At 67.5% G+C, this 19,522-nt stretch carries 16 protein-coding genes; 10 read left to right on the plus strand and 6 right to left on the minus strand.

Features of this window, described 5'->3' with window-relative positions; genetic code table 11:
• Positions 1-107: 107 nt before the first annotated feature.
• Positions 108-1,163, plus strand: coding sequence for a hypothetical protein (locus tag QQL87_RS27035; RefSeq protein WP_284421979.1), 1,056 nt, complete (start codon positions 108-110; stop codon positions 1,161-1,163).
• Between the two features lie 24 nt (positions 1,164-1,187).
• Here the strand turns inward: QQL87_RS27035 and QQL87_RS27040 are convergent, their stop codons facing one another.
• The 5 genes from QQL87_RS27040 to QQL87_RS27060 are packed head-to-tail and all read right to left on the minus strand — an operon-like array spanning position 1,188 to position 4,744.
• On the minus strand, positions 1,188-1,964 hold the full coding sequence (locus QQL87_RS27040; RefSeq protein ID WP_284421980.1) for a TSUP family transporter: 777 nt from the start codon (positions 1,962-1,964) through the stop codon (positions 1,188-1,190).
• Positions 1,961-3,214, minus strand: a complete 1,254-nt coding sequence (locus QQL87_RS27045; RefSeq protein ID WP_284421981.1) for a CCA tRNA nucleotidyltransferase — start codon at positions 3,212-3,214, stop codon at positions 1,961-1,963. The genes QQL87_RS27040 and QQL87_RS27045 overlap by 4 nt, the downstream gene beginning before the upstream one ends.
• Positions 3,211-3,474 (minus strand): DUF6111 family protein, encoded by a 264-nt coding sequence (locus tag QQL87_RS27050; RefSeq protein WP_284421982.1) that lies wholly within the window; start codon positions 3,472-3,474, stop codon positions 3,211-3,213. Before QQL87_RS27050 ends, QQL87_RS27045 begins: the two co-directional genes overlap by 4 nt.
• A complete protein-coding gene (locus tag QQL87_RS27055; RefSeq protein ID WP_502871223.1) occupies positions 3,471-4,133 on the minus strand; it encodes a CoA pyrophosphatase in 663 nt (220 codons plus the stop codon). Before QQL87_RS27055 ends, QQL87_RS27050 begins: the two co-directional genes overlap by 4 nt.
• Before the next feature lie 8 nt (positions 4,134-4,141).
• Positions 4,142-4,744 (minus strand): DUF1285 domain-containing protein, encoded by a 603-nt coding sequence (locus QQL87_RS27060; RefSeq protein ID WP_284421984.1) that lies wholly within the window; start codon positions 4,742-4,744, stop codon positions 4,142-4,144.
• A gap of 263 nt (positions 4,745-5,007) precedes the next feature.
• Between QQL87_RS27060 and QQL87_RS27065 the strand changes: the two genes are divergently transcribed.
• The 6 genes from QQL87_RS27065 to QQL87_RS27090 all read left to right on the plus strand — a co-directional run bounded on the left by QQL87_RS27065 (position 5,008) and on the right by QQL87_RS27090 (position 15,029).
• Positions 5,008-6,006 (plus strand): AAA family ATPase, encoded by a 999-nt coding sequence (locus QQL87_RS27065; RefSeq protein ID WP_284421985.1) that lies wholly within the window; start codon positions 5,008-5,010, stop codon positions 6,004-6,006.
• Complete coding sequence (locus tag QQL87_RS27070; RefSeq protein WP_284421986.1) at positions 6,006-6,962, plus strand: DUF58 domain-containing protein; 957 nt, start codon at positions 6,006-6,008, stop codon at positions 6,960-6,962. The genes QQL87_RS27065 and QQL87_RS27070 overlap by 1 nt, the downstream gene beginning before the upstream one ends.
• The gene (locus QQL87_RS27075) at positions 6,959-9,772 is read left to right on the plus strand and encodes a DUF4159 domain-containing protein (protein ID WP_284421987.1); all 2,814 of its coding nucleotides are present in this window, start codon (positions 6,959-6,961) and stop codon (positions 9,770-9,772) included. The genes QQL87_RS27070 and QQL87_RS27075 overlap by 4 nt, the downstream gene beginning before the upstream one ends.
• Positions 9,773-9,914: 142 nt before the next feature.
• A complete protein-coding gene (locus QQL87_RS27080) occupies positions 9,915-11,978 on the plus strand; it encodes a hypothetical protein (protein WP_284421988.1) in 2,064 nt (687 codons plus the stop codon).
• A gap of 186 nt (positions 11,979-12,164) precedes the next feature.
• Positions 12,165-12,536, plus strand: a complete 372-nt coding sequence (locus tag QQL87_RS27085) for a DUF2946 family protein (protein ID WP_284421989.1) — start codon at positions 12,165-12,167, stop codon at positions 12,534-12,536.
• Between the two features lie 162 nt (positions 12,537-12,698).
• Entirely contained in the window at positions 12,699-15,029 is a 2,331-nt protein-coding gene (locus tag QQL87_RS27090; protein WP_284422052.1) for a TonB-dependent receptor, read from the plus strand.
• Positions 15,030-15,159: 130 nt separating this feature from the next.
• Here QQL87_RS27090 and QQL87_RS27095 read toward each other — a convergent pair whose 3' ends face one another.
• Positions 15,160-15,672 carry a GNAT family N-acetyltransferase gene (locus tag QQL87_RS27095; protein ID WP_284421990.1) on the minus strand — a complete coding sequence of 171 codons (513 nt, stop codon included), beginning with the start codon at positions 15,670-15,672 and terminating at the stop codon, positions 15,160-15,162.
• A gap of 247 nt (positions 15,673-15,919) precedes the next feature.
• Between QQL87_RS27095 and eutB the strand changes: the two genes are divergently transcribed.
• Genes eutB through eat form a run of 3 tightly spaced genes read left to right on the plus strand, consistent with a single transcriptional unit; the run spans position 15,920 to position 19,498 of the window.
• Complete coding sequence (gene eutB, locus QQL87_RS27100; RefSeq protein ID WP_284421991.1) at positions 15,920-17,320, plus strand: ethanolamine ammonia-lyase subunit EutB; 1,401 nt, start codon at positions 15,920-15,922, stop codon at positions 17,318-17,320.
• A complete protein-coding gene (gene eutC, locus QQL87_RS27105) occupies positions 17,317-18,099 on the plus strand; it encodes an ethanolamine ammonia-lyase subunit EutC (RefSeq protein ID WP_284421992.1) in 783 nt (260 codons plus the stop codon). The genes eutB and eutC overlap by 4 nt, the downstream gene beginning before the upstream one ends.
• Positions 18,092-19,498 (plus strand): ethanolamine permease, encoded by a 1,407-nt coding sequence (gene eat, locus QQL87_RS27110; protein WP_284421993.1) that lies wholly within the window; start codon positions 18,092-18,094, stop codon positions 19,496-19,498. Before eutC ends, eat begins: the two co-directional genes overlap by 8 nt.
• Positions 19,499-19,522: the final 24 nt, after the last annotated feature.

The following is a 19,522-nucleotide window of genomic DNA, read 5'->3' on the forward strand; positions in this document are numbered from 1 at the left end:
ACAGTCCGGACCAGCTGCCGGGCGATGCGAAGCGAAGCTCTCATGGATCACACCCCGAGATTGTGATATCCGTCAGCCACGCTCAGGCGAGCGAAGGCTCCCGGATCATGTCACACCAGAGCGCCGCCGGCGCGCCAGCCGCCGCAACGACTGACCCGCCGGCTGCCGGTCAAGAGACGAATGCTCAAAGTGCGACGTCGACCCAGGGGTTTTGGGACCGCTTCCTGGACTGGAATCAGAAGCTGTCGGTCGTCAAGAACCTGACCTTCATCACCATCGCCACCGGCTTTCTCGGCGGCTACTTCCAATACCTCAGCGCCTATGACGCCAAGGTCAGCGCGCTTGCCGAAGCCGACATGAAGGCTGCGACCGAGACCTTCGTCGCGATCTCCAACGCCTATGCCGAGGCGCAGATGCTGCAGGAGCTGATCTTCTACAATTTCGCCGCAGCCATCGAGACCAATGTCGATCCCGGCGACAAGGCGCTGACGACCAAGGCAGGCGCCGAGAATTTCACGCCCTACACCAAGGCGCGGATGGCGCTGCGCCAGAACAGCAGCATCTACGCGCACAAGGCGGAGATCTACATCGACTGGGCGAGCGACCTCGGCCGCGATCCGGACGCAGCGCGGGTGCTGGACCAGGACCCGCTCAACGAGGCGCTGCTCGGCGCCTATGATTTCGACTGCGATGCGGAGGCCAACATGCCACGGCTCGGCATCACCGGCACGGCGTCCGCAGACGAGGCGGACCCCTGCAGGGCCGATGCACCACCGCCGCGACCGGCCCAGCGCGTCAATCTCTGCGCCAGGCGCGGCACGGGACAACGGCCGGTCACGATCGACTGGCAGAGCGCCAAGCATCACCTTCTCACGCTGCATTTCTGCTTCGAGCAATCGCACCGGCAGATCGCGGCGGCGCGCGTCTGGGCGTCCAGCAATGTGGTCGGTGAAGAGCGAGTGAAGGCGTTTCGCGACAATGAGGCGCGCTATCGCGTGGCGCTCGACAAGCAGGTGATCAGATTGAACGCTTTCATGAGCCTCACCATGGCGCGCCTGGAACGCATTCGGGGCAAGTATCGCCCGTCAGGCTTCGTCTGCCACCTGCCACTGGTGCGCGATGCCGTCGCTCTGGTGAGCCAGGAGTGCACGCCGGTCCGATGATGCGGTCCCGAACGCGCGATCGGATCAACCGGCCGGCAGCAGATGCCGCAGCGCCGACGCGATCATCACGCCGCCGCCGGTGATGACGGCGGCATCGAGGATGGCGGCGTGGATGTGCACCGGCATGCGCGCTACGAACGCCTTGGCGAGGAAGGCGCCGGGCACGGCGACGGCGCCGATCAGCAGCGCGAAGGCCAGCACCTGCGCCGTGACCACGCCGGCCAGACCGAACACCGAGATCTTGATGACGCCGGTCACCACCGAGATCATCGCATCGGTGGCGATGACGGCGGCGCCTTCCAGGCCGGCCGCCATCAGCAGCGACAGCAGGATCACGCCGGAGCCGGAGGTGCCGCCGACGAGAACACCGTAGCCGACGGCACCGGCGGCAAGCCCGCCATTGCCGATCCTGACGTTGCGCTTGCGCAGGATCCGCCGCAGCGGAACGCTCATGATCAGCATGGTGCCGATCACGAACGCCGCGCCGGAATTGGTCAGCCGTGTGTAGCCATAGGCACCGAGCGCGGTCGTCAGCGCCGCCGCGGCGACGACGATGCCGGCCCGCATGCGGTCGGCCTCGCTGAAATAGGCGACGACGCGGCTGAGATTGGTGAGGATCGCGGAGATCGCGATGATCGGCACCACCGGCTCGGCGCCGACCATCGGCACCAGCACCAGCGGCATCAGCGCGCCGGTGCCGTAGCCGGCGAGACCACCGATGATCGAAGCAAATAAAGCGACGGAAGCGACGAGCAGGAGTTGCAGAAGGGAGATGTCGGCAAAGCCTGCCAGAAAATTCATGAACGTCCGTCGCGGTTGACACGCGCCGCCGCCTGATCGGCGATCGCGTTCAGCGATGCCTCGTCGAGCGGGAAATCCGCCGCGAGCCAGGCATCCTCTGCGAGGGTGAGCACATGACCGAGAAGCGGTCCTTCCGCAACCCCGCGCGCGATGAAATCGGCGGCCTTCAACGGCAATTTCGGCGGCGTGAAGCGCTGCGGCAACAGCGCCAGCTCACGCCAGCGCTGCGAGTCCCGGTTACAGCCGCTGCGCGCCCAGCCGAGCATCAGGCGGTCGCGATAGACGGCCTCGCCGAGGCGGTACAACAGCCGGCGGCCCCGCGCCTCGTCGGCGGAGGCGAAGCGCCACCAGCGATGGCCCATGCCGTCGAGCGCCTTGGTCTCGGCATTGGAGAGCTTCAGCCGCGCACCGAGACGGCGCGCATCCTCGGTCACGGCGACCGCGAGCGCGGCGAGGCGGCGCACCGGGCTCGGCGGCAGCGCCAGCTCGCGCTCGATGTCGATCATCGCCGCGAACGGACCGAGATAGGCGACGCCGCCGAGGATCGCCGTCAGCAAGCCGCCGTCGGTCATCGCCGCGACGGCGCCGACGGCGCCCTCGGTGACGAGCAGCTTCAGCATCTCCATGCGCACGCGCTCGGCCGACAGCGTCGCAAGCCCGGCGCGGCCGGCGATGCAGGCGATATAGCTGTCGCGATCCGGCTCGCCGTGGCCGAACGCCGAATGGATGCGGAAGAAGCGCAGGATGCGCAAGTAATCCTCGGCGATGCGCTGGGCGGGATCGCCGATGAAGCGCACGCGCCGCGCGGCGATGTCGGCGAGGCCGCCGACATGATCGTGCACGGCGCCGTCCGGCCCCACCGACAGCGCGTTGATGGTGAAGTCGCGCCGGTGGGCATCGCTGACCCAGTCGCGGCCGAACGCGACCTTGGCCTTGCGGCCGAATGTCTCGGTGTCCTCGCGCAAGGTCGTCACTTCGAACGGGTGACCCTCGAGCACCAGGGTCACGGTGCCGTGCTCGATGCCGGTCGGCACGCTCCTGATCGAGGCGGCCTTGGCGCGGCGGATGACCTCGGCCGGCAGCGCCGTGGTGGCGATGTCGATATCCCCGATCGCAATCCCGAGCAGCGCGTTGCGCACGGCGCCGCCGACCACGCGCGCCTCCTCGCCGTCGCAATTGAGCAATGCGAGCACCCGCGCAGCCGGACCGGACAAGAGCCAGGGCGCGCTCAGCACCCGCGCGTCGGTCATTTCTCTGCTCCGGGAACGAGCCTGCCGTTCTCGATGTGGGCAGGCACGTAGGTCGAACGCGGCGGCGCGCCGGAAAATTCGGCGAGCAGGACCAGACTTGCAATCACCAGCACCAGCGCCGCCACCGTCAATTTTGCAACCAGATGCAGGGGCCAGCTATCCGGCACCAGCAGCCCCGCCCGGGTCGCGATCAAGAACAGCACATAGACCGCGAAAGGAATGAGGAAAATTCCGATTTCCGTCAATACGGGTCGGATCATGACAGATAGATCCGCTCATACAACACCCGAAGGATTCCCGCGGTGGCGCCCCAGATGTAGCGCTCGGCGAACGGCATCGCGTAATACGAGCGCTCCATGCCGCGAAACTCCTTGGAATGCAGCTGGTGATTGGCGGGATCCATCAGGAACGACAGCGGCACCTCGAAGGCATCGTCGACCTCGCCCGCGTTGATCTTCAGCGAAAATCCCGGCTGCACCCGCGCCACCGTCGGCAGGATGCGGAAGCCGAAGGCGGTGCCGTAGACGTCGAGATAGCCGATCGGGTCGACGAAGCTGCGGTCGAGCCCGACCTCTTCCTCCGCCTCGCGCAAGGCGGCATCGAGCGGCGAGGCATCGGTGACGTCGATCTTGCCGCCTGGAAACGCGATCTGCCCGGCATGGCTGGACAGGTTCGGCGAACGCTGGGTCAAAAGCACCGTCGGCTCGGGATGATCGACCACCGGGATCAGCACGGCTGCCGGCCGGATCGGCTGCTCGCGGGCGATGATCTCGAGCATGCGATCGGTGCCGGAATCTCCACTGGTCGGAATGACATCCGGATCGAGCAGCGCCGGCGGCACGTCAAAGCGCAGCCGCTCCCGGCCACGCGCAAAGAATTCGGCCGAACTCACCCCGACCGTCGCACTCCTCGCCACCATGGGCTCGTTCAAAGCGCCGCCCTCACCTCTTCTGCGTTGGCCATGGGGAAGAACGCTCCGCCCGACTCCACCCCGAACATGACATCACCATCGATCACCCGCTCCTCACCCATGTCAACCAGCTCATAGTAGAGCGCCCGCGTCACCTTGGCCCAAAGATCGGCGCGGACGTGCAGATAGGGCGTGAGCCCGCCGCTGTCGCCCGGCTCGAAGCGCAGCCGGTGCTCGGCATCGCAGGCGACCCAGTCGTCGACATTGGTGCGAAAGTGGAGCCGCACACCGTGCTCATCGGCCTCCTTCCGCATTTCTACGGCCATGAACGGTGCATCGTCGACGCGGATACCGACCTTCTCCACCGGCGTGACGAGGAAATAGCGCTCTCCCTCGCGTTTCAGGATCGTGGAGAACAGCCTCACCAGCGCCGGGCGGCCGATTGGCGTGCCCAAGTAGTACCAGCTACCATCAGCGGCGATTCGCATGTCGAGATCGCCGCAGAATGGCGGATTCCACAAATGCACCGGCGGCAGGCTTTTTCCTGCGCTGCCGGCCTGCGATGCGGCCGAAGTGAGCCGATCGAGTCCGTTGTCGGTGCTCTGCCCTTGCTTCGCCATGGTTTGCCCCGAGTTTGCGTCAGCCTTGGCACGATTGGTGCAGGAATTCATCGCGTCGTCTGTGCAAAAGTTCCTGGCGGCCGTGCACGTGATGTAAGGTCGCCATATCGTGATGCCGTCAATACCCCGGAATGCCGATAATATGGGGATAGTTTAACTCAACGAATACAGCGCCTTCGCATAGATTGGCATCCGTGTCCTGATAAGCAGGAGCGGAACGACCGTCGGCAGGTTGCAGATGCGGGGCAGAAGGAGCGACGGGAATGGCTGAGAGTGCCGAGAAGCTCGAGGATGCGATCGTCCGATCGGCCGAACAGGTGTCGGGCCAGATCCACGCGGCAAAGGAGGCGATCTCCGGCGTCATCTTCGGCCAGGACCGCGTGGTGGAAAACACCCTCGTCACCATCCTCTCCGGCGGTCATGCGCTGCTGATCGGCGTGCCCGGCCTCGCCAAGACCAAGCTGGTCGAGACCCTGGGCATAACGCTCGGCCTCGACGCCAAGCGCGTCCAGTTCACGCCGGACCTGATGCCGTCGGACATCCTCGGTGCCGAGGTGCTGGATGAAAGCACCGTGGGCAAGCGTTCGTTCCGCTTCATCGCCGGTCCGGTGTTCGCGCAGCTGCTGATGGCCGACGAGATCAACCGTGCCAGCCCGCGCACGCAGTCGGCGCTGCTGCAAGCCATGCAGGAGCAGCACATCACCGTTGCAGGCGCGCGGCACGATCTGCCCAAGCCGTTCCACGTGCTGGCCACCCAGAACCCGCTCGAGCAGGAGGGAACCTATCCGTTGCCCGAGGCCCAGCTCGATCGCTTCCTGATGGAGATCGACGTCGACTATCCCGACCGCGACGCCGAGCGCCGCATTCTGTTCGAGACCACGGGCGCCGAGGAGAGCGCCGCCAGAGGCGCGATGACCGCGGATGCGCTGATCGCCGCCCAGCGGCTGGTGCGGCGGCTGCCGGTCGGCGATTCCGTCGTCGAGGCGATCCTGTCGCTGGTGCGCTCGGCGCGTCCCGGCCCCGAGGCCGGCGACGCCGGCAAGCTGATCGCCTGGGGCCCCGGCCCGCGCGCCAGCCAGTCGCTGATGCTCGCCGTGCGCGCCCGCGCGCTGCTGGACGGCCGCCTTGCGCCGTCGATCGACGACGTCCTCGATCTCGCCGAGCCCGTGCTGAAGCACCGCATGGCGCTGACCTTCCCGGCCCGCGCCGAAGGACGCACCATTCCGGACGTGATCCGGCAGTTGAAGAGCCGGATTGGTTGATGGCCACAGCATCAGGGCACGCCGACACGGAGATTCTCGCAATCCGGCATGCCGATGGCGAAAGCCGGACGCTCGCATCCTCGCTGCCGCGTCTCGTGCTGGAAGCCCGGCAGATCGCCGCCAACGTCATCCACGGCCTGCACGGCCGGCGACGCGCCGGTTCCGGCGAAAGCTTCTGGCAATATCGCCGCTTCGTCTCCGGTGAACCGTCGCAGCGCGTCGACTGGCGCCGTTCCGCCCGCGACGATCATCTCTATGTCCGCGAGCAGGAATGGGAGGCTGCGCACACCGTCTGGATCTGGCCGGACCGCTCGCCCTCGATGGCGTTCGCGTCCAAGGGTGCGCGGGACAGCAAGCTCGAACGCGCGCTGATCGTGACATTCGCTCTGGCCGAGCTGCTGGTCGCCGGCGGCGAGCGGGTCGGCATTCCCGGCCTGATCAATCCGACCGGAAGCCGCAATGTCATCGATCGCATCGCGCAGGCAATGCTGCATGACGAAGCTGTCAGGCCGAGCCTGCCGCCCTCCTTCGTGCCGTCGGCGCTCGCCGAAATCGTCGTGTTGTCGGATTTCTGGTCGCCGATATCAGAGATCAGCACCATGCTGACCGGACTCTCCGCATCGGGCGCGCACGGCACGATGGTGCAGGTCGTTGATCCCGCAGAAGAGACCTTCCCCTATTCCGGCCGCGTCGAGTTCGTTGAGCCCGAAGGTGGCGAGGTGATCACCGCCGGCCGCGCCGAGAGCTGGACGCAGGATTACGTCGCCCGCGTAGCCCTGCACCGCGACCAGATCCGTGCCGAGACCGGCAAGCTGGACTGGCTGTTCACGACGCACACCACCAGCCGCTCGGCCGCCGAGCTGTTGCTGTTCCTGCATGCCGGCATGACAACGAGCAAAGGCGGCGCACGCGGCGGCGTCAAAGTGGGCGCTGGCCCGAGAGGGATCGGCGCATGATGGGTCTGCCGCTGTCGTTCGCCGAACCGTTGCTGCTGGCCGGGCTGGTCAGCCTGCCGGTGCTGTGGTGGCTGTTGCGGGTGATGCCGCCGCGGCCGCGGCGCATCGAGTTCCCACCGACGCGGCTGTTGTTCGACATCACGCCGAAGGAAGAGACGCCGTCCCGCTCGCCCTGGTGGCTGACATTGCTGCGCCTGATCGCAGCCGCGCTGGTGATCTTCGCGGCGGCCGGCCCGATCTGGAATCCGCGCACCGAGGCCGCCGCCAGCAAGGCGCCGCTGGTGCTGCTGCTCGACGACAGCTGGAGCGCGGCCGCGAGCTGGGAGGCGCGCATCAAGGCAGCGGACGAGATCATCGCCGACGCGGACACCGATCGGCGCGGCGTCGCCCTTCTGCCGCTGTCGGAGCCGGCGCGCGATCTCACCTTGATGCCGGCCGGTGCGGCCCGCGTCGCGCTGCGCCAGATCGCGCCCAAGGCCTACACCACCGAGCGCGCCGATGCGCTGCCGCAGCTCGATCGCTTTCTCAAGGCCACCGGCGATGCCGAGATCATGTGGTTCTCGGACGGCGTCGATCCCGGCCGCGGCAGTGAGTTCGTCACCGGCCTCGCCAAGACGATCGGCGATCGCAGCCTGACATTGTTCGAAGGCGGCACGCCGTCGCCGCTGGCGCTGGCCGGCGCCGAGAATGCAGCCGCCAAGATGACCGTGAAGGTGCTGCGCGCCGATCTGTCGGTGCCCGGCGGCATCGTGCGCGCGCTCGATGCGAAGGGCTCGCCACTCGGCGAGGCGCCGTTCAGCTTTGCCGGCGGCGCGCGCGACACCGAGGCGAGCTTCGACCTGCCGGTCGAGCTGCGCAACGACATCACCCGGCTCGAGATCGCAGGCGAACGCTCCGCGGGCGCCGTGCAATTGCTCGACAAGCGCTGGCGCCGCCGCGCCGTCGGCATCGTCTCGGGCGGGACCAGCGACACCGCGCAGCCGCTGCTCGCGCCGACTTTCTATCTGACCCGTGCGCTGTCGCCATTCGCCGATCTCAGGCTCGGCGATCGCGGCGCCCCGCAGCAGATCATCACCCAGTTCCTCGATCAGAAAGTGCCGATGATCGTGCTGGCCGACGTTGGCACGCTGTCGCCGGAATTGCGCGACCGCCTCAACGGCTGGATCGAGAATGGCGGCGTGCTGGTGCGCTTCGCAGGCCCCCGCCTCGCACAGGGCGACGACGACCTGGTGCCGGTGAAGCTGCGCCGCGGCGGCCGCACCCTCGGCGGCAGCCTGACCTGGGAAAAGCCGCAGCGTCTCGCCGCCTTCGCCGCCGACGGCCCGTTCGCCGGCATCACCGTCCCGAAGGACGTCACCGTCAGCCGTCAGGTCCTCGCCGAGCCCGACGCCGTGCTGGCGACCAAGAGCTGGGCCTCGCTGGAGGACGGCACGCCGCTCGTTACCGGCGAGCACCGCGGCAAGGGCATCATCGCGCTGTTCCATGTCAGCGCCGACATGCGCTGGTCGGACCTGCCGATGTCCGGCGCGATGGTCGAGATGCTCCGCCGCGTCGTCGACATGTCCGGCTACACCACGACGCCGGGCGCAGGTCCGGCCGGCGACACCGCCAAGGCGACCCTGGCACCGCTGCATATTCTCGACGGGTTCGGCGCCTTCGGACCGCCGTCTTCGGCGACCAAGCCGCTGCCAGCCGACTTCACCGACAGGGCTTCCCTGGATCATCCACCCGGCTTCTACGGCCCTGCCGAGGGACCCACTGCAGTGAACACGCTCAACCCTGCCGATCGCATTCTGCAGCTCGACACGACTGGTCTGCGCGCCAAGCGCGCCAGCTACACCACGGCCGAGCCGCGCGATCTCCGGGGCATCTTGTTGTCGACCGCGCTGCTGCTGTTCCTGATCGATGCGGTCATCGTCGCCTTGCTCGGCGGCGTGCTGGCCTCGCTGATCCGTCGGCGCCGCGCGGCGCCCGCGGCGATCGCCATCGCCATGCTCGCGACCGGTGTCCTGCTCGCGATCGCGATGCCCTCCACCGCGCGCGCCGACGCGGCCAGCGACGATTTCGCCATGCGCGCGGTGTCGCAGACGCGGCTCGCTTATGTCGTCACCGGCAATGCCGACGTCGATTCCATCGTCAAGGCCGGCCTGACCGGGCTCACTCTGTTCCTGGCGCAGCGCACCGCGCTGGAGGCCGGCGATCCCGTCGGCATCGATCCGGCGCGCGACGAACTCGCTTTCTTTCCCCTGATCTACTGGCCGATCGTGCCGGGCGCAGCCAAGCCGCCGCAGGATGCCATCAACAAGATCGACGCCTACATGAAGCAGGGCGGCACGGTCATCTTCGACACCCGCGACGCGGTCGAGGCCGTGCCGGGCGTGAATGGTGGCCAGCAGACGCCGGGCATGCAGTCGCTGCGCGACATTCTCTCCTCGCTCGACGTGCCCGAGCTCGAGCCGGTGCCGCGCGAGCACGTGCTGACCAAGACGTTCTATTTGCTGCGCGACTTTCCCGGCCGCTTCACCTCGGGACAGACCTGGGTCGAAGCCCTGCCGAAGGAGGACGATGAGGACAGCGCCGCACGCCCGGCGCGCGGCGGCGACGGCGTCTCGCCGATCATCATCACCTCGAACGATCTGGCCGGGGCCTGGGCGCTTCGCCCCGACAGCCAATACATGCTGCCGGTCGAGCAGCGGCAGCGCGAATTCGCGTTCCGCGCCGGCGTCAACATCGTGATGTACACGCTCACCGGCAACTACAAGGCCGACCAGGTTCATGCGCCGGCGCTGATCGAACGGCTTGGGCAGTGAAATTAGTTGCGCGCGCACGCCGCGCCAAAACCACAGCCATCATGCCCGGGCTTGTCCCGGGCATCCACGTGCATCGTTTGACGCGGCTCGACGTGGATGGCCGGGACAAGCCCGGCCATGACGAAACCCGAGGACTTGCCTCATGAACTACGGCATCGCGTTCACGCCTCTGGTCCCGACGATCGTGCTGTGGCTCGCGATCGGCGCGATCGTGGTCATCGCCGCCCTGCTCCTGATCGGCCGCTCGCGCTCGGCCTGGATCCGGGTCACGGCGCTGGCCCTGATCGCGCTCGCGCTCGCCAATCCGCAGTTCACCCGCGAGGACCGCGAGCCTCTGACGTCGGTGGCCGCCGTCGTCGTCGACAAGAGCCCGAGCCAGAACTTCGGCGACCGGACCAGGCAGACGCAGGCGGCCCAGGATGCGCTGGTCGACGGCTTGAAGAAGATCAAGGGCCTCGAGGTCCGCGTCGTCGAGGCCGGCCAGGCCGATGGCGAGACCGACGGCACCCATCTGTTCGGCGCGCTGGCGTCGGCGCTGTCGGACGTGCCCGTCGACCGCGTCGCCGGCGCGTTCCTGATCACCGATGGCCGGGTGCACGACATTCCCGGCAATGCGGCAGCGCTCGGTTTCCAGGCCCCGCTGCAGGCCTTGATCACCGGGCAGAAGGCCGAGCGCGACCGCCGCGTCGCGATCACCGCCGCGCCGCGCTTCGGCATCGTCGGCCAGCCGCAGACGATCAGCTTCCGGCTCGATGACCAGGGCGTCAGCGGGCTCAGCGCCAAGGTCGTGATCCGCCGCGACGGCGAGGTCATCAGCGAGCGCACCATGACCAGCGGCCAGGCCGCCAATGTCGACGTCGACGTCAAGCACGAAGGCCAGAACATCGTCGAGATCGATGCCTCGCCGCTCGACAACGAGCTGACCCTCGTCAACAACCGCGCCGTGGTCTCGATCGATGGCGTCCGCGACAAGCTGCGCGTGCTCTTGGTGTCGGGCGAGCCGCATTCCGGCGAGCGCACCTGGCGCAACCTGCTGAAGTCGGACGCCAGCATCGATCTCGTCCACTTCACCATCCTGCGGCCGCCGGAGAAGCAGGACGGCACACCGATCAACGAATTGTCGCTGATCGCGTTTCCGACCCGCGAGCTGTTCCAGCAGAAGATCAACGAATTCCAGCTGATCATCTTCGACCGCTACGCCCGCCAGGGCGTGCTGCCGATCGCCTATTTCGACAACATCGCGCGCTACGTCCGGAATGGCGGCGCGGTGCTGGTCTCGGCCGGGCCGGACTACGCTTCGAACACCAGCATCTGGCGCACGCCGCTCGACTCGGTGCTGCCGGCCGAGCCGGTCGGCGTCAGCGAGAAGCCGTTCTATGCGCATCTGTCGGACGCCGGCAAACGCCATCCGGTCACGCGCGGGCTGGAAGGCTCGGGCACCGAGCCGCCGCGCTGGAGCCGCTTCTTCCGCACCGTCGAGACGCGCAATGCGGTCAGCCCGCCGGTGATGACCGGCGCCGACGGCAAGCCGCTGCTGCTGCTGTCGCGCTTCGGCGCCGGCCGGGTCGCGCTGCTGCTGTCCGACCACATCTGGCTGTGGGCGCGCGGCTATGAAGGCGGCGGTCCGCATCTCGACCTGCTCCGCCGTATGTCGCACTGGCTGATGCAGCAGCCCGACCTCGACGAAGAGGCGCTGCGGCTGCAGATGCAGGGCAAGGATCTCGCGGTCATCCGCCAGACCATGGGCGACACCGTCCCGCCGGTGACCGTGACGTCGCCGTCAGGCCAGACGCGCGAGCTCACGCTCGCCCAAGGCGATCCCGGCGAATGGCGCGCGACCTTGCCCGCCAACGAGCTCGGCCTGTGGCAGGCGACCGACGGCACCTTGAAGGCGCTGATCAATGTGGGCCCGACCAACCCGAAGGAGTTCTCGGAGGTCACCTCGACCACCGAGACACTGAAGCCGCTGGCCCAGGCGACCGGCGGCGACGCCCGCCGCATCGCCGACGGCTCGAGCCTCGACATGCCGCGCATCGTCCCGGTGAAGTCGTCAACGCTGTTCAGCGGCGACGGCTGGATGGGCGTGCGGATGCGCGACGCCAGCGTGGTGAAGGGCGTCGGCGTGCTGCCGATGTTCGCCGGCGTCATCGGCCTGCTGCTGCTGCTCGGTGCGCTCGCGGCGACCTGGGTGCGCGAGGGACGCTGACACAAGATGCCACGCCGGCGCCGATGCGCGCAGGGCGTGGCACGAAGGGCACAACGGCTCTGATTCCGTGCAGCATCGCAGCGTGCTGATTGACAGCTCCGCACCACCCCGGCGATGTTACATTGTAACAAAGGCTGAGCCTCTCAGCCGAATGGGGTGGCCGATCGACATGAGCCAGAGCTGGCCATGAGCTGGTTTCGCGCGAACATCAAGGATGGCTCGCGGCTGGCGCTGTTCGCGCTGCTGCTGCAGTTCGCGCTCGCCTTCGGTCACGTTCATTGGCTGGCCGGACAAGCTGCTGATGGCGGTCTTTTCACGACTGCACAGGCCCACACTGGCTCCCTTCCTGCAAGCCAGGATTCCGACCAGCAGCCCGCCGCGGATGGCTGCGCCATCTGTGCCGTCATGGCGATGGCGCAATCGATCCTGCTGTCGCCCGCGCCGGTTCTCACCGTTCCCGACGCGGTTGCATTTCGTCTACCCGATGCGATCGCCGCCACCGCCGCGGCTGTTGCTGTCAGCACGGCGTTCCAGCCGCGCGCCCCTCCCCTCGCCTGATCCGAGCCGCTCGAGATGCTGCGACCGCTGCGCCGACGCGCGCAGCGGCAGCGTTCAGGAATGGATCCGTCGCACGACGACGGCAGGCGCATCCCACCAGCGCCAAGGGACGTGGGACGCCTGATCAGGATCAGGACTTCAATCATGTTGCCGAGAGCTTTGATGTCGGGCTGCAGCGCCGCAGCCTTGTTGTGCGTTTTGGGCGCGCCCGCGCGCGCCGATGATCCGAAACCGGCGGCCGAGCTGCCCGAGGTCAATGTGACAGCGCCGAGCCCGATCCGGGCGCGCAAGCCGGTCGTACCGCGGCCCAATCCCGCCGCCCGCGTGGCACGAAGCGGTGCACGCGCGCCAGCGCCGGCTCCCGCGCGTGAGGCCCAAACGGCCCCGCCTCCGCCGCAGCAAGGCGTGCTGCCCGTCGTCACCGATCAGTTCGCCACCGTCACCGTGGTGCCGAACGAGGAGCTTCGCCGCTCCGGCGCCGCGACGCTCGGCGACCTGCTCAATTCGAAGCCCGGCATCACCGGATCGAGCTTCGCGCCGGGCGCGTCGAGCCGGCCGATCATCCGCGGCCTCGACGTCAATCGCGTCGGCATCGTCGAGAACGGACTCGGCGGCGGCGGCGCCTCCGATCTCGGCGAGGATCATTTCGTGCCGATCGATCCGCTCACCAGCGACCAGATCGAGGTCGTCCGCGGCCCGGCGGCGCTGCGCTACGGCTCGACCTCGATCGGCGGCGTCGTCAGCGCCACCAACAACCGCATCCCGCAGGCGCTTCCGACCTGCTCGACCGCGCCGTTCCAGACCTATGGCCTGCCGGCGAGCACGCCTTCCGCCGGCGGCGCGCCTTGCGTCACCGCGGAGACGCGCACCTCGTTCAGCTCCGTCGATCGCGGCGTCGAAGGCGGCGTGCTGCTCGATGCCGGCGGCGGCAATTTTGCTGTCCACGCCGATGCCTACGGCCGCAAGACCGGCGACTACTCCATTCCCGGCTATCCCTATCTGTTCGATCAGAGCCGCCCGGTGAACGGCCGGCAGCCGAACTCGGCCGTGCAGAATGACGGCGTCTCGCTCGGCGGCAGCTACTTCTTCTCGGGCGGCTTCATCGGCGCGGCGATCACGCAGACGGACGCGCTCTACCACATTCCGGGCATTGACGGCGCCGACAGCCGGACCCGGATCGATGCACACCAGACCAAGATCACCGCCAAGGGCGAGTACCGCCCGGACTCTGCGGCGATCGACGCGATCAGGTTCTGGGCCGGCGCGACCGACTATCGGCACAACGAGATCGGCCTCGCCGACGTCACCGACCCGACCACGGACGGCGTGCGCCAGACCTTCACCAACCGCGAGCAGGAAGCGCGCGTCGAAATGCAGATGATGCCCGTCAATCTGCGCTTCGCCACGCTGACGACCGCCTATGGCGTGCAGGCCGGCCACCAGGAGCTCAATGCGCCGAGTCCCGACAATCCCGGCTCGGTGTTCAACGGCCTGTTCGGCCCCAACACCAACAACCGCGTTGCCGGCTACGTCTTCAACGAGCTCGCCTTCTCGCCCTCGACCAAGGCGCAGATCGCCGGCCGCATCGAGCATGTCGCGCTGAACGGCTCGACGCCGAACTTCCCGGTCGACTATCTGCCGGACGGCACGCCGCAGACCAACATCGCCCGCAATCCGTCGTACACGCCGAAGAGCGCCAGCGTCGGCCTGTTGCAGAACCTGCCCGGCGATCTCGTGGCGAGCGTGACCGCGCAATATGTCGAGCGCGCGCCCAAGGCAGCCGAGCTGTTCTCGCGCGGCGGCCATGATGCGACCGCGACCTTCGACATCGGCAATCCGAACCTCGGACTCGAGACCGCCAAGACCGTCGAGGCCGGCCTGCGCAAGGCCACCGGCCCGTTCCGCTTCGAGGCCACCGCCTACTACACGCAGTTCAGCAACTTCATCTATCGGAGGCTGACCGGCGTGATGTGCGACGACGATTTCGCGTCCTGCGGCACCACGGGCACCGCGCTGAACCAGGCGGTCTACTCGCAGCGCAACGCGCTGTTCCGCGGCTTCGAGTTCCAGAGCCAGTACGATGTCGCCCAGCTCGGCAGCGGCATCTGGGGCATCGAGAATCAGTTCGACGTGGTCCGCGCCACCTTCCCGGACGGCACCAACGTGCCGCGCATTCCGCCGATGCGCGTCGGCGGCGGCCTTTTCTGGCGTGACGCCAACTGGCTGACCCGAATCAACCTGCTGCACGCCTTCGCGCAGAACGACGTGGCGCAGATCGCGGAGACGCCGACGCCAGGCTACAATCTGCTGAAGGCGGAGGTCAGCTACCGCACCAAGCTCAACCCGAACATGTTCGGCGCCCGCGAGATGCTGGTCGGCCTCGTCGGCAACAATCTGTTGAACGAGAAGATTCGCAACTCCGTGTCCTACACCAAGGACGAGGTGCTGCTGCCCGGCATCGGCGTCCGGATCTTTGCGAACCTGAAGTTTTGATCAACCGCGGCGGAGGGGGGGCAGCCTGCCCCCCCGCGTCATTGCGAGGAGCGGAGCGACGAAGCAATCCAGAATCGTGGGCGGGACTCTGGATTGCTTCGCTTCGCTCGCAATGACGGAGAGACCGAGATTATTTTGCGTAGTCCCAGTCCGGACGGATCGCCCCCTCGACGCCGTCGAACGCGCCCTCGACCAGTTCGTTCACCAGCAGCCGGTTGTAGTCGACCGGGCCCGGCATCGTCGCCCGGCCCTTCGGCACGGCCTTGAAGCCGGCGCGCGTGTAATAGGCGGCATCGCCGACCAGCAGGATCAGGCGGTGGCCCTGGGTCCGCGCGTCAGTGATCGAACGCTCCATCAGCATGCGGCCGATGCCATGCTTGCGGAACGGTGGCTCGACGGTCAGCGGCCCCAGCATCAGCGCCTTGGTGTCGCCGACGCAGATCGGCAGCTGCCGAACCGAGCCGACCAGCAAGGTGCCGATATGGGCCGTGAACGACAGTTCGAGCAGATGGTCGACATGCTCGCGCAGCCGATAGGCGCTCAGCACGAAGCGGCCGGGGCCGAAGGTGCGCTCATGCAGCCGCTCGATCGCCTGCGCATCGCCCGGCTTCTCGGCTGATATCGTGATGGAGAGGTCACTCATGTGGGGTGGCGAGATAGCATCCCGACGCGGCGCGGTCCATGGCGGGACGTCGCCGGTTTTGCAGCATTTGCCCTGCTACAGGGGCATCTGCCGAATTTCTGAGCATTCGCACGACATGACCTAAGATTGTGCTGAGATGTCAAGTTTCACCTCGCGGCATCGCTTAACCTGCGCCCAGTCATGAGCGTTGCGGCCGCCATCGCGGCCACAGGGACCGCTCTGACACAGCACGAGCGGCAGGTCGAAGATGACGGGTGGTTTCCGGTCGCGCCATCGCGGCGAAACGCATGTATTCGATGATCTCAAGACGCTGCTGGCCTGCGCGTCGCCGCGCCGGTCCGGCGACGAGCTGGCGGGTGTCGCAGCCGACAGCGCGGCACGGCGGGTGGCGGCGCGGATGGCGCTGGCCGAGGTCCCGTTGCGGCGATTTCTCGATGAGCCATTGATTCCCTATGAGAGCGACGAGGTCACGCGCCTCATCCTCGACAGCCACAATGCCGCCGCATTCGCGCCGGTCGCCGCGCTGACGGTCGGCGAGCTGCGCGAATGGCTGATGTCCTGGGAGGCCGATGCCGAACGGCTGGCCGCGCTCGCGCCCGGCCTGACGCCGGAAATGGTCGCCGCGGTCTCGAAACTCTGCGGCAATGGCGACCTCATCGCCATCGCCGCGAAGTGCAAGGTGGTGACGCGCTTCCGCTCCACCATTGGCCTGCCCGGGCGATTATCCTCGCGGCTGCAGCCCAATGATCCAACCGACGATCCCATGGCGATCGCTGCCGGCACGCTCGATGGCCTGCTGTTCGGGATGGGCGATGCCGTGATCGGCATCAACCCCGCGACCGACAATGTCGAGGCCTGCATCCGTCTGCTGACGATGCTGGACGAGCTCCGGCTGAAATTCGAGGTGCCAACGCAGTCCTGCGTGCTCAGCCACGTCACGACCTCGATCCAGGCCATTGAACAAGGCGCGCCGCTCGACCTCGTGTTCCAGTCGATCGCCGGCACCGAGGCCGCCAATGCCGGCTTCGGCGTCACGCTCGCGCTGCTGGCCGAGGCGCAGGAGGCGGCGCTGTCGCTGAAGCGCGGCACGATCGGCAGCAACGTGATGTATTTCGAGACCGGCCAGGGCGCGGCGCTGTCGGCCGACGCCCATCACGGCCTCGACCAGCAGACGGTCGAGGCCCGCGCCTACGCGGTCGCACGCGCCTTCTCGCCGCTGCTGGTCAACACCGTCGTCGGCTTCATCGGCCCGGAATATCTCTACGACGCGAAGGAGATCATCCGCGCCGGGCTCGAGGATCATTTCTGCGCAAAACTGCTCGGCGTGCCCATGGGCTGCGACGTCTGCTACACCAACCACGCCGAGGCCGATCAGGACGACATGGACGATCTGGCGCTGCTGCTGGCAGCCGCCAACGTCAACTTCCTGATCGCGGTGCCCGGCGCCGACGACATCATGCTCAACTATCAAAGCCTGTCGCATCACGACGTGATGCGGCTGCGTCATCTGCTCGGCCGCCGCCCCGCGCCGGAGTTCGAGGCGTGGCTGGCGCGGATGGGCCTGCTCGACGACAGCGGCCGCGTGCCACCGCTGCCGGGCCACGCGCCGGCCGTGGCCCGGCTCATAGGCCAGGGAGCGCGGGCATGAGAGACGATGCGTTCGACATGCTGCGCCGGATGACGCGCGCCCGCGTCGCGCTCGGCCGCTCCGGCGATGGACTGCCGACGCAGGCCAAGCTGGAATTTCAGATGGCGCATGCGCTCGCGCGCGATGCCGTGTGGGGCAAGGTCAATTTCGACGGCATTGCCGAGGCGCTCGCGCCACGCGAAGTGATCAAGGTCGCGAGCGCAGCGCCGGACCGCGCGAGCTATCTGCGCCGGCCCGACCTCGGACGCCGCCTTGCCGCCTGCGAAGCATCGACGCTGCCATCTGGTCCGTTCGACCTCGTCTTTATCATTGCCGACGGGTTGTCGGCCGATGCGGTCGAAAACCATGCCGCCGACGTCGTGATCGCGACCGAGGCGCGTCTTGCCGGGCTCACCATCGGTCCCGTCGTGCTGGCGTCGCAGGCGCGCGTGGCGCTGGGCGACGATGTCGGCACCGCGATGCGGGCCTGCCTCGTCGCCGTCCTCGTCGGCGAGCGCCCTGGACTTTCGGCGGCCGACTCGCTCGGCGTCTACCTGACACTCCATCCGGCACCGGGCCTACGCGACAGCGCGCGCAACTGCATCTCCAACATCCACGGCCACGGCCTGTCAGCCGACCGCGCCGCCGACAAGCTCGCCTGGCTGGTGCGCGAAGCACTGCGGATCGGCGTGACCGGCATCGGCCTCAAGGAGGCGGCGCCGAACGCCGCGATCGAGACGACAACGCCCACACCACAGATCATCCATCACAACACGACAGGAGCGCATCGACATGAGTGACGAGACCAAACCGACGCTTTCGAAGAGCCTGACCGGACTCCATCTCTGGGGCATTGCGGTCGGGCTGGTGATCTCCGGCGAGTATTTCGGCTGGAGCTATGGCTGGGACAAGGCCGGCACGCTCGGCTTCCTCGTCACCACGATCTTCATCGCGGTGATGTACACGACCTTCATCTTCTCCTTCACTGAGCTCACCACCGCGATCCCGCATGCCGGAGGGCCGTTCGCCTACTCCTATCGCGCCTTCGGGCCGCTCGGCGGCTTCGTCGCCGGCTTCGCGACGCTGATCGAGTTCGTGTTCGCCCCGCCCGCCATTGCGCTGGCGATCGGCGCCTATCTCAACGTCCAGTTTCCGGGGCTGTCACCGAAGACGGCCGCGCTCGGCGCCTATATCGTGTTCATGGCGCTGAATATCGCCGGCGTCTCGATCGCCGCGACGTTCGAGCTGTTCGTCACGATCCTGGCGATCGCCGAGCTGCTGGTGTTCATGGGCGTGGTGTCACCGGGCTTCTCCTTCGCCAATTTCGCCGCCAATGGCTGGGCTGGCGAAAACTCATTCTCGCTGACGAGCCTCGGCGGCATCATCGCGGCCATACCCTTTGCGATCTGGTTCTTCCTGGCAATCGAGGGCGCGGCCATGGCCGCGGAGGAGACCAAGAATCCGACCAAGACCATTCCGCTCGCCTACATCGCCGGCATCCTCACGCTCGTCGTGCTCGCCTTCGGCACCATGATCATGGCCGGCGGCGTCGGCGACTGGTCGAAGCTCGCCAACATCAACGATCCCTTGCCGCAGGCGATGAAGATCGTCGTCGGTGAGAATTCGGGCTGGCTGCACATGCTGGTGTGGATCGGCCTGTTCGGCCTGATCGCCTCGTTCCACGGCATCATCATGGGCTACTCGCGGCAGATCTTCGCGCTGTCGCGCGCCGGCTTCCTGCCGGCCAAGCTCGCCACGCTGCATCCGACCTGCCGCACGCCGCATTGGGCCATTCTCGCCGGCGGCGTGGTCGGCATCGCCGCGATCTATTCCGACGAACTGATCCAGTTCGCCGGGCAGACGCTGACCGCGAACATCGTCACCATGAGCGTGTTCGGCGCGCTCGTGATGTACATCATGAGCATGGCCGCCCTGTTCCGCCTGCGCGCCACCGAGCCCAATCTTGTCCGGCCGTTCAAGGCGCCGCTCTATCCGGTGCTCCCGGCGGTGGCTCTGGTGTGTGCGACGCTGTCGCTGCTCACGATGATTTGGTTCAACCTGCAGGTGTTCGCCGCCTTCGTAGTGCTGTTCGCCGCCGGTCTGTTGCTCTATCGTCTGACGGCCGGCAGGCGCAGCAATGCGACGAATGACAATCTGCTCGACATCGCCCTGACCGAGGCCCGCGCCATGGCCGACTGACCCGGCCCGCTCGCAAGGTCCTCG

Source organism: Bradyrhizobium sp. SSBR45G (genome assembly GCF_030159255.1).
Lineage (GTDB): Bacteria > Pseudomonadota > Alphaproteobacteria > Rhizobiales > Xanthobacteraceae > Bradyrhizobium.